General features: G+C 42.6%; 11 protein-coding genes, 2 rRNA genes and 2 pseudogenes (1 of these 15 running past the window's edge). 11 read left to right on the top strand and 4 right to left on the bottom strand.

Going from position 1 to position 10,398, the window contains the following annotated elements; genetic code table 11:
* Window positions 1-2,302 (top strand): 23S ribosomal RNA (locus tag L5B71_RS03875) (it extends 596 nt beyond the left edge of the window).
* Between the two features lie 122 nt (window positions 2,303-2,424).
* Window positions 2,425-2,540, top strand: a 5S ribosomal RNA gene (gene rrf / locus L5B71_RS03870).
* 340 nt (window positions 2,541-2,880) lie between these two features.
* Here the strand turns inward: rrf and L5B71_RS03865 are convergent.
* From L5B71_RS03865 to L5B71_RS03850, 4 genes and pseudogenes are all read right to left on the bottom strand, one after another.
* Window positions 2,881-3,015 (bottom strand): annotated as a pseudogene (locus L5B71_RS03865) (preprotein translocase); the annotation flags it as partial.
* A 325-nt stretch (window positions 3,016-3,340) separates the two neighbouring features.
* The gene (locus tag L5B71_RS03860) at window positions 3,341-3,550 is read right to left on the bottom strand and encodes a helix-turn-helix transcriptional regulator (protein ID WP_265757073.1); all 210 of its coding nucleotides are present in this window, start codon (window positions 3,548-3,550) and stop codon (window positions 3,341-3,343) included.
* A 17-nt stretch (window positions 3,551-3,567) separates the two neighbouring features.
* Entirely contained in the window at window positions 3,568-4,155 is a 588-nt protein-coding gene (locus tag L5B71_RS03855) for an SAM-dependent DNA methyltransferase (protein ID WP_265757071.1), read from the bottom strand.
* A gap of 139 nt (window positions 4,156-4,294) precedes the next feature.
* A pseudogene (locus L5B71_RS03850) lies at window positions 4,295-4,714 on the bottom strand (DNA cytosine methyltransferase); the annotation flags it as partial.
* Window positions 4,715-4,734: 20 nt separating this feature from the next.
* Here L5B71_RS03850 and L5B71_RS03845 point away from each other — a divergent pair.
* From L5B71_RS03845 to L5B71_RS03805, 9 genes are all read left to right on the top strand, one after another.
* Window positions 4,735-4,986 carry a hypothetical protein gene (locus L5B71_RS03845; RefSeq protein ID WP_265757069.1) on the top strand — a complete coding sequence of 84 codons (252 nt, stop codon included), beginning with the start codon at window positions 4,735-4,737 and terminating at the stop codon, window positions 4,984-4,986.
* Window positions 4,986-5,159 carry a hypothetical protein gene (locus tag L5B71_RS03840; RefSeq protein ID WP_265757068.1) on the top strand — a complete coding sequence of 58 codons (174 nt, stop codon included), beginning with the start codon at window positions 4,986-4,988 and terminating at the stop codon, window positions 5,157-5,159. The genes L5B71_RS03845 and L5B71_RS03840 overlap by 1 nt, the downstream gene beginning before the upstream one ends.
* A 53-nt stretch (window positions 5,160-5,212) precedes the next feature.
* The gene (locus L5B71_RS03835; protein WP_265757067.1) at window positions 5,213-5,539 is read left to right on the top strand and encodes a phage holin, lambda family; all 327 of its coding nucleotides are present in this window, start codon (window positions 5,213-5,215) and stop codon (window positions 5,537-5,539) included.
* A complete protein-coding gene (locus L5B71_RS03830) occupies window positions 5,532-5,936 on the top strand; it encodes a M15 family metallopeptidase (RefSeq protein ID WP_265757066.1) in 405 nt (134 codons plus the stop codon). Before L5B71_RS03835 ends, L5B71_RS03830 begins: the two co-directional genes overlap by 8 nt.
* Window positions 5,937-6,016: 80 nt before the next feature.
* On the top strand, window positions 6,017-7,657 hold the full coding sequence (locus L5B71_RS03825; protein ID WP_265757065.1) for a hypothetical protein: 1,641 nt from the start codon (window positions 6,017-6,019) through the stop codon (window positions 7,655-7,657).
* Complete coding sequence (locus tag L5B71_RS03820; RefSeq protein ID WP_265757064.1) at window positions 7,657-7,992, top strand: hypothetical protein; 336 nt, start codon at window positions 7,657-7,659, stop codon at window positions 7,990-7,992. The genes L5B71_RS03825 and L5B71_RS03820 overlap by 1 nt, the downstream gene beginning before the upstream one ends.
* A 61-nt stretch (window positions 7,993-8,053) precedes the next feature.
* Window positions 8,054-8,485: a hypothetical protein gene (locus tag L5B71_RS03815; protein ID WP_265757063.1), complete on the top strand. Its 432-nt coding sequence runs from the start codon at window positions 8,054-8,056 to the stop codon at window positions 8,483-8,485.
* A 51-nt stretch (window positions 8,486-8,536) separates the two neighbouring features.
* The gene (locus tag L5B71_RS03810; RefSeq protein ID WP_265757062.1) at window positions 8,537-9,301 is read left to right on the top strand and encodes a glycoside hydrolase family 73 protein; all 765 of its coding nucleotides are present in this window, start codon (window positions 8,537-8,539) and stop codon (window positions 9,299-9,301) included.
* 9 nt (window positions 9,302-9,310) lie between these two features.
* Entirely contained in the window at window positions 9,311-10,342 is a 1,032-nt protein-coding gene (locus L5B71_RS03805; RefSeq protein WP_265757061.1) for a hypothetical protein, read from the top strand.
* Window positions 10,343-10,398: the final 56 nt, after the last annotated feature.

Genomic DNA, 10,398 nt, shown 5'->3' with positions numbered 1-10,398 from the left:
AGCGAGGTTAACTGAATAAGGGAGCCGAAGGGAAACCGAGTCTTAACTGGGCGAAGAGTTGCAAGGTATAGACCCGAAACCCGGTGATCTAGCCATGGGCAGGTTGAAGGTTGGGTAACACTAACTGGAGGACCGAACCGACTAATGTTGAAAAATTAGCGGATGACTTGTGGCTGGGGGTGAAAGGCCAATCAAACCGGGAGATAGCTGGTTCTCCCCGAAATCTATTTAGGTAGAGCCTTGTGTGAATACCTTTGGGGGTAGAGCACTGTTTCGGCTAGGGGCCCATCCCGGGTTACCAAACCGATGCAAACTCCGAATACCAAAGAGTAATGCACAGGAGACACACGGCGGGTGCTAACGTCCGTCGTGGAGAGGGAAACAACCCAGACCGCCAGCTAAGGTCCCAAAATCTATATTAAGTGGGAAACGAAGTGGGAAGGCTTAGACAGCTAGGATGTTGGCTTAGAAGCAGCCACCATTTAAAGAAAGCGTAATAGCTCACTAGTCGAGTCGGCCTGCGCGGAAGATGTAACGGGGCTAAAATATAGTACCGAAGCTGCGGCATCAGTAGTAATACTGTTGGGTAGGGGAGCGTTGTGTAAGCGGAAGAAGGTGGTTCGAGAGGATTGCTGGACGTATCACAAGTGCGAATGCTGACATAAGTAACGATAAAACGGGTGAAAAACCCGTTCGCCGGAAGACCAAGGGTTCCTGTCCAACGTTAATCGGGGCAGGGTGAGTCGGCCCCTAAGGCGAGGCTGAAAAGCGTAGTCGATGGGAAACGGGTTAATATTCCCGTACTTGGATAAACTGCGATGTGGGGACGGAGTAGGTTAGGTTAGCGTACTGTTGGAGATGTACGTTTAAGTTGGTAGGTGGGTGAATTAGGCAAATCCGGTTCACTATAAACACTGAGAGATGATGACGAGGCACTAAGGTGCTGAAGAAATTGATACCACACTTCCAGGAAAAGCCACTAAGCTTCAGGTTTATCTAAACCGTACTGAAAACCGACACAGGTGGTCAGGTAGAGAATACTCAGGCGCTTGAGAGAACTCGGGTGAAGGAACTAGGCAAAATAGCACCGTAACTTCGGGAGAAGGTGCGCTGGCGTAGTGTGAAGTTCTATACGGATGGAGCATGAACCAGTCGAAGATACCAGCTGGCTGCAACTGTTTATTAAAAACACAGCACTCTGCAAACACGAAAGTGGACGTATAGGGTGTGATGCCTGCCCGGTGCTGGAAGGTTAATTGATGGTGTAATCGAAAGAGAAGCTCCTGATCGAAGCCCCAGTAAACGGCGGCCGTAACTATAACGGTCCTAAGGTAGCGAAATTCCTTGTCGGGTAAGTTCCGACCTGCACGAATGGCATAATGATGGCCAGGCTGTCTCCACCCGAGACTCAGTGAAATTGAAATCGCCGTGAAGATGCGGTGTACCCGCGGCTAGACGGAAAGACCCCGTGAACCTTTACTATAGCTTGACACTGAACCTTGAATTTTGATGTGTAGGATAGGTGGGAGACTATGAAGCGGTAACGCCAGTTATCGTGGAGTCGTTGTTGAAATACCACCCTTTAACGTTTGATGTTCTAACGAAGCGCCTGAAACGGGTGTTCGGACAGTGTCTGGTGGGTAGTTTGACTGGGGCGGTCTCCTCCCAAAGAGTAACGGAGGAGCACGAAGGTTTGCTAATGACGGTCGGACATCGTCAGGTTAGTGCAATGGTATAAGCAAGCTTAACTGCGAGACAGACAAGTCGAGCAGGTGCGAAAGCAGGTCATAGTGATCCGGTGGTTCTGAATGGAAGGGCCATCGCTCAACGGATAAAAGGTACTCCGGGGATAACAGGCTGATACCGCCCAAGAGTTCATATCGACGGCGGTGTTTGGCACCTCGATGTCGGCTCATCACATCCTGGGGCTGAAGTAGGTCCCAAGGGTATGGCTGTTCGCCATTTAAAGTGGTACGCGAGCTGGGTTTAGAACGTCGTGAGACAGTTCGGTCCCTATCTGCCGTGGGCGTTGGAGAATTGAGAGGGGCTGCTCCTAGTACGAGAGGACCGGAGTGGACGCATCACTGGTGTACCAGTTGTCTCGCCAGAGGCACTGCTGGGTAGCTAAATGCGGAAGAGATAAGTGCTGAAAGCATCTAAGCACGAAACTTGCCTCAAGATGAGTTCTCCCAGTCTATAAGGCTGTAAGGGTTGTTTGAGACTAAGACGTAGATAGGCTGGGTGTGTAAGCGGTGTGAGCCGTTGAGCTAACCGGTACTAATTGCCCGAGAGGCTTAACTATACAACGCTCAAGGGTTTTGGCTTGTTTTTGATTGAGAAGGAAGAGTAAGAATGCTTAGTGAGATAACGAAATAATAGAAGTTATGAACTAAGAGAAAGGACTTAAAGAATAGAAAGAATTATCTTGGCGGCGTTAGTGCAGTGGACCCACCTAAATCCATGCCGAACTTAGAAGTGAAACGCTGTAACGCCGATGGTAGTGTGGGATATTCCCATGTGAGAGTAGGGCACCGCCAGGTATTGAATGAAGAAGAACGCCATTGAGGGAACTCAGTGGCGTTTTTTTGTGTGGTTAAGATAGAAATGGGGGAAAGCACTTAGTATATCCTTGGAGGAAATGATAGACTACCGTTGTAGAAACCAGAGTTTGACCATAGAATAAGCGTATCAGATAGTTTTAAAAGAATTTTAACACGGGTTTAAAACGAGTGTAGGTTAGAAAAATGCCAGTATAGGCAGCGATTGATTGGATTAAATAAAGTATCAATGAGGCTAGTAAACATTACTAAGTGTTTATTAGGAATAATTATGGAGCTTTATTAGGACTAACATAACTGCTAATCTAATATGGTTCTAATAAAATTGCCATGCTTTTATGCCTGAAACAGAAACCAACAAAAACAAGCCGTTACCATCAGTCAATTTATAGGGTTTATTTTTCGCTTTTACTTTTTCAACTTCTGTATTGGTTAAAGGTTTGGTAATTCTTGCCATATCTAAGAGCTTTTTTAGTAACTATGGAAAAAAATTTAGCATATAGCTACTATAATGGTTACTAAAATCTTCGGTTAGAGACGATTAAAGGCGAAAACTTGGACATAGTAGACAAAAGTGTTAGTAAAAATCAAATAGAAGCTTATATTTACTGGGTTTGTAGCACTTTTTTATGAGTTACGATAGGCTGAGAAAGGTGAAATGGTGCGACTATCTGGAATAGTAAAGTCACTATAATGTATTGTTATTAAATGATTTAGCTTGTCTTGTTTTTGTTTTGTATTACTAATTGTAATACTAAAATAATTTGTAGCCATATTACCCATCAGTCTAGCTGACGAGCTTTGCTAACCAATGTGTCAATATACCCTTGTACCTCAAGATGAGAAAATAGCATCTTGCCAACATTTATTACTGGTCTTGGAAAATTTGGATCGTAATATTTGCTCCGCTCATTCCATTTATTATAAATATGTGCTCGGCTAATATTTGTTCTTTCTGAAACTTCTTTCAATGTGATTAATCTATCTTCCATATTTTCTCCATTAAATCTTAAATCCCCAATTCCCCTTCTATCGGCAATAACTTCACCGAATGAATGGATTGGGTGTTGTGTTGTAAATTGATTTTGTAAAACGTCAGGCAAAAGCTATCTTGTGGCACATCAATGTCCGTGCGGCTGCCTTTGAAAACCACGTCAAGGTCGAGAAACATAAATGTATCTTTAAGCGCATTTCCACGTCTGATATTGTTGCCTAAGATAGTATCAACCAAGCCTTCGTTAGGCTTTATATTCAGCATTGCTAAGCGTTCGTAAAATAGTGCTTTTAGCCGTGATTGGCATTCCAGCACGTTATCGAGCTGAATATCCACACCATAAAGGCTCGCCACTGATAAATAAAAATTCAGTGCCTTGTAATAAGGCTTTTTGTCGGAATAAAGCACTTCGCTAAGTTTACGGTTTAGCACCTGATACAAAAAATTCCCTGTTCCGCACGCCGGCTCAAGGAATTTTGTGCTAGAAATAAATGTTCCTGGCTGAAGTAGGTTTAGCATTTTGGCGACCAGTTTTTCGCTAGTAAACACTTCGCCAAAATCTTTTACCCTTGTTTTCGATTTGATTAATTTATCCATATCCATTTGATTACCCACGTTATTATTGCCACTGCACCCCTACAAAAGCAAGCAATGCCAATAAATAAAGCACTGCCATCACTAATAAGATACGTTTATCATCGTTGTCCATATTTTCTCCAATAAAAAAGCCTAACTTGCTAGGTTAGGCTTGTTGTAAATAATCTGATAATCGTGTTCCAATCCACCGCATAACTGGCACAGCCATACTATTTCCAATCGCTTTATAACGTGGACTATCAGGACATTGTTCCGCGGGTTTATTTCGATAGGGGATTTTCGTCCAATCATCAGGAAATCCTTGTAATCGTTCGCACTCTTTAGGTGTCAGCTTTCTGACATAAAGTAGGTTGGCAATGCAGGGGACGTTATTTCCACCAGTTCCCATTCTTGCTTTTAAAGTAGGAGATAACGGCTTGTCCGCTAGTCTTACCGCTTCCGCACCTTTGACTTCAAATAACACGTTTTCCTGTCCGTTATTTCTCCCCAAGCAATGAGCTTGATTTTTAGCGATGATGGGGTCTTGCGTTCCGTGTACAACAAGAGTTTCGCTGCCACATGCAAGATAGGGAGCGGCATCTCTTTGTGCATTATTTTGCCATACCTACGCAACAGGCCTGCCAGGTGGATAAGCTCATTTACGACCGCTACCACGATGTGGTGGTGAATGGCGCGTTGGCTGAATTATTGCTAATGCGTCAATATGAATTTGCTGATCCACAAATGGCAATAGTGTATGAAAAGCGTTTTAAGCAAGGGATTGCTCAAGCAAAAATTGATACAATGCGAGATTTCTCAACGGAAACACGGTCATTTATTGGGGAGGCTTGGATCTAATGGGTAAATGCAAAATCTTAGAAAAATGCAAAAAGTGCGGTTGTAAAAATAAAGATGTGGGATTGGCAGAGAAAATCCAAATTCCCCGTCCAACAGAGCGTGTTATTGAGCGACAAATTGTGGAACTTGCATCAAGGTGCAAACCAGATTGTGATTGTAATGAAACGTCATAAACCAACTCAGCGGAGTTGGTTTTTTATTTCCCCAAAATGGGAGGGGTAAAATAATGCCAATAAAAAATCCTGATGTGTGGGCGACTATCTGGGGCTGGGTAGTGCTACATATGAATTCAATTAATAACTTTTTTCTCACGTTTATCATTGCATTTTTGCGCATTGTTTATGTGGGAAAGGAAAGAAAGTGCTGGAGAATTTTAGTGGAATGCTTGCTTTGTGGTTCGCTTGCCATTGCAAGTGAAAGTCTGTTTGAGTATTTCCAAATGCCAGCCAAACTAGCCATCGCACTAGGGGCAATTATCGCAATGTTTGGAATAGACCAAGTGCGGTTATTTGCTAAGCACTATGTGGATAAAAAGGTGGTGAAAATTGAATAATTTCAAGTTTAGTCAGCGTAGCGAAGAAAGTCTTAAAGGTGTTAACCAAGACTTAGTCAAAGTGGTTCGCCGAGCATTACAGCTGAGTGCAGTCGATTTTACCGTGATTGAAGGTATTTGCAGTAAAGCCAAACAAAAGCGACTTGTTGCACAAGGGGCAAGCAAAACAATGCACAGCCGACATCTTACAGGCCACGCCGTTGATATTGTTCCTTATCCTTTAGACTGGCAAGATAAAGCGAAATTTCAAAAAATATCCCAAGCAATGTTCCAAGCAGCGAAAGAGTTAAATATTCCTATCCGTTGGGGCGGTGATTGGAATCAAAATGGTAAAACAGAAGACGAACGTTTTTACGATGGCCCGCATTTTGAATTACTTAGAGCGGCTTATCCTTAATACATCCGGCCTTTGGCAACGCTTTCCGCTATTCTGGAGTAGCCCAACCCTTAGGCCTTTTTCATTTAAGGTGCATAATTATGCCAGGTATTAAACTTACAAACTTTGGAGGGATTGCACCAAAGTATCAGGCACAAAATTTACATCAAGCGATGGCACAAGTGGCGGAAGATGTCGATCTTTCTCGTGGCACGTTACGCCCTTGGCGTACCGATAAAAAAGTCAGTGAAAAAACAGGAAAATCCATTTTTGTCGATAAATGCTGTTATCTTGTGAGTGAAAATTGCAAGGCGTCTTTTTCTCGGATCAATACGGATTGTTGTTTTATCGTAGCAAGTGGTGTAAAAGCATATCCTGTTATTCAAAAGAAACAGCACGCTTGCGAAGAAAAGTGGAATCGGCTTGGGTTTCCTATTGAATTACCGCCGCCAAATGCCGAGTTCTTGGGGGAATTAAGCCAAGATTTCAACCAAGAACTGCGCCAATATATTTACACGCTTGTTGATGAGTTCGGTTTTGAATCGGCCCCAAGCTTGCCGAGTGAAGCGATTTATGCACACAATGATAAAGCAACCATTTTAAGTGGACTACCAACGAATTTTCCAACCTATCACATTGCTAAAGTGCGGTTATATTGTGCGGTAACCCCCTTAGATTATGGTGATGCTAAAGCCGATTACGATGCGCACTTTTTATTGCTGGATGAGATTGATTTTGGCACGGCAAATTATATTCATCAGCCACACACCACCTATGGCGATGCGTGCATTACGGAAGAATATGAGCCGCCACCAAACACGATGACCGATCTGCAATATTGCGGAAATGGACAGCTTGGCGGCTTAGTGGGAACGGAATTGTGGTTAAGTGAACCACTTAAGCCACACGCTTTTCCTGAAGCCTATCGTTATGGTCATTTCAACGGTAAGCCCATTCGCTTTTTATGTGGTGAACGGGTAGGTTATATTCTCACCGATGAATATCCCGCGATTATCGAAATGGAAAGCCCGTGCCAATCGCAAGGTTGCAGAACTATTAGCTTGCACGAAGAACCGCACCCAATCATCTCATACCAGTCAGCCTGTCTATACAATGGGGCTTGTTTCTACGCAACCAAAGATGGGTTGGTTATGCTTTCGGGTAATCAATCTAAAATTGTTACCACACAATTATTCACGCAAGATCAGTGGCAAGCGATTGCCCCTTGGACAATGATTGGTGTCATACAAGATGGGTATTATTTTGGGTTTACTGAAACGCACAGCTTACGGTTTAAAATCCCAGATAGCATTTATGAAGACGTGCAAATTGAATCTTTAACCACCCTTTCGATAAAACCACAGGCGGTTTATCGTAGTGATCAAGATGAACTATATTTTGCGACTGAATCGGGCATTTATCAATGGAACGCGGGTGATGATTGGAAAACCTTTAAATGGATAGGACGATTAAATACCTTACCAGGTTATACAGCAATGACGGCGTATAAATTGCAGCAGGATTTTGCACAAACTCACGTCAAGCACATTGCTTATAAACGCCATCGTAATGAGATGGTCAGAGAGCCTGTTATTTTAGGGGATAAAATCGTTAATGACAGCCGTCCGCATCGTTTAAAAGGAGGCTATTCAACATTGCAGTTTGACGTTGAGATCTCGGGTAAAGGCGAAGTGTTAGCTTATTACATTGCGACTTCCGTAGCAGAATTAGGAGCAGAATAATGACATATCAAACAGAACGCATTGAAACAATCGGACAATCGCAGAACTTGCTAGCCGAACTCTTTACTTTCGTGGGCGAACATCACGATCAAACGGCACAGTTAAGAGAAAGCTGGGTGCCGTTTTTTCGTATTTGGGCAAATCAAGATCCGTACACCAAAATCAAAGTGTTTACTGCCAGAGATGAAAAAAATCATATTGTGGGTTGTGTAATGGCATTACTTATTGAAAACCCATTATTTGTTGAGAAACCTTTTATTCAGCGCTTTGTGGATTTGACTAATGGCGATACTCAGTTTGATCAGTATGTAAAACTAATTTTAGACAGCGTTTAAATTTTTAGTGAAACTCCCGATTGAATAAGCCTATAATAACTTATTCACCTAAGGAGAGTTTATGAAAAAATTTTTTACCGCACTTATTATCAGTATCGCATTAGCCAATGCAGCGTTGGCGACCCCTGTTACGAATATTGATCAGGCAGTGGAATTAGTACAACAATCCGTGGTGAAAAACCAACTTAGCTCATTACGACTTGAGTGCATAATGTTTGTTGAAGCGCAAACGGAATTTAATGCACCAGATTATCAAATTGATGTACGCGAAAATCATAATGCGCAATGTAGGGGCGATCCTGATACAGCACCGCGATTATTCAGTTACCTTGTCAATAAAGCCACAGGGCGATTACAAACGGATGCAATTTGGCGAGAAGATAACGATCAATTTAGTGGCGTGTTTTACCCCATTGATCCCATTGCCAAAGTGCAAAAGAGCGGTGAGGAATTGACGTATTTTATAAGAGGATCAGGAAAGCGGATCGATTAAATAAAAAAAGCCTGTTGAGCATATCAGCAGGCTTTTTTAATGGGAGAAAAAATGGCAACACAAGAACAGAAAGCACAATTTATGGAAGTTCTCCAAACTGCGCAACAAGCGGGAATTCCGCATCCTGAAGTGGTTGCCGCACAATGGGCAGCAGAATCTGGATGGGGGAAAAAGGTTACTGGAAAGCATAATTATTGGGGAGTCAAAGCAGGTAACGGTGATCCTAATAATAATGAAAAGGGAACGGTATCCTGGACGCACGAAAACATCAATGGGCAAAATGTCAAAGTTAAACAAAAATTCCGTGATTATAACAGCCTGGCGGAAGCCTTAGCAGACAGGGCCGCATTTACTAAACGCGGCGGGCGTTATGAAAAAGCGGGGTATTTTGATGCAACATCGCCAGCAGAAGCAGCGATAGCGTTGCAAAAAGGTGGCTATGCTACCGATCCTCATTATGCCAAAAACTTAATTGATGTAATGAAAAGTGCTGGAATAGATCCCTACAATGGTCAGCACTATGATGACAGCACGACGCCGTCATTAAACTTGGCTCAACACGCCGAAGAAAATACGCCCTCTTTTCCTAGTCAACCTAATTTTCAATCTAACAATCCCTTAGTCGAATTTCAAAATTATTTTGAACAACTCAATGGAACGCAAGGGGAAAATGCGCAATCGTCAATAGAGCCGATTAATTATCAGCAGAAATATCAAAAGGAACTCGCTAAAGCCTTTGGTATTGAACCTTCTACTAAAGGAATGATGCCTGATTATATTGGCGATTTAGTGCGAAGTATTTATGACCAAACTTAGGAGAACAACATGGCCATTGAAGATATTAACAAAATGCAAGCCCTGTATGCCACTCAACCAGAAGCTGAATTAAATGCATGGAAAGTGCCATTTCAAATGGCTAATGCGTTTGCTGATACGGCAGAACATCACCGCAGATTAGATGAAAACAATAAAACTAAAGATTGGCGTGTGGCTTATGCCAATGCATTGGCCCAAACCAATGTAGCGAAACAGCGTAATGATTTAACCCAGCTACAAGGTTGGGAGCAAGGGCTAGATTTCTTGAGAAAACACGCAGTTGATGAGCAAGGACGAATTAGAAATCCTGAAGAATTGCTCAACAAGTTTCGCCAACTTCCGACACAACAACAAAACCCTTATCTCTTTACCCAGTTACTTGGTGGAGATAAAAACTATCTAACAGAAACGGCTAAAAATCTTGCACCGATTAATCCAAGTGCAGCATCACAATATTCCCTAATGGCTGGGGTAACGCCCCATTTGCTTGATGAAAATAATCAAGTGCAAAACTTTTTCTCAGGGGAAAACATTGATGCGTTACCAAATAATGTCGATCCTGCGGCGGTAGCAGGTGGTGAAGCGTGGAAATATTATTTCAATCAACTTGCCAATCAGCAATCTCAACAAAAAGCAGCGCAACGTGCATTACCTGATTTAACCAAACCTTTTGGCGATGTACTCAACAATTCTATGCAAGATATGTTAGACCAAAAAGAAGGAAGCGTCCCAGCATTAGATCCTGCGAAATTCCGTCAGAATATCACGCAACTTTATCTACTTTACCCAAATCAAGTTGATGAAATTAATGGATTTGTTGAAAGAGCGATAATTCAAAATGGCTGGCCTGTTTCTTCGGTGGAGGATTTCTTTTCAAATGAAAACACCAGCACACCATCAACTACAACACCTGCCGTTGATACTTCGCCAAAGGTGAGCAATCCCCAACCAATAGTCAACCCACAGCCGAATATCGCTCAGCCAATGAAACGGTCTTCTTTGCATAATCCGAATATCTTTTGGCCAACCCAAGATTATTAAGCATTGAAAGTTAAAATTAATCAAAATAACCCGAACAATCGTTCGGGTTTTGTTTT

It is taken from the genome of Avibacterium sp. 21-586 (genome assembly GCF_026226775.1).
In the GTDB taxonomy this organism is placed as follows: domain Bacteria; phylum Pseudomonadota; class Gammaproteobacteria; order Enterobacterales; family Pasteurellaceae; genus Avibacterium.
The sequence above is the reverse complement of the archived record's forward strand: the minus strand, read 5'-3'. Positions and strand labels throughout refer to the sequence as shown.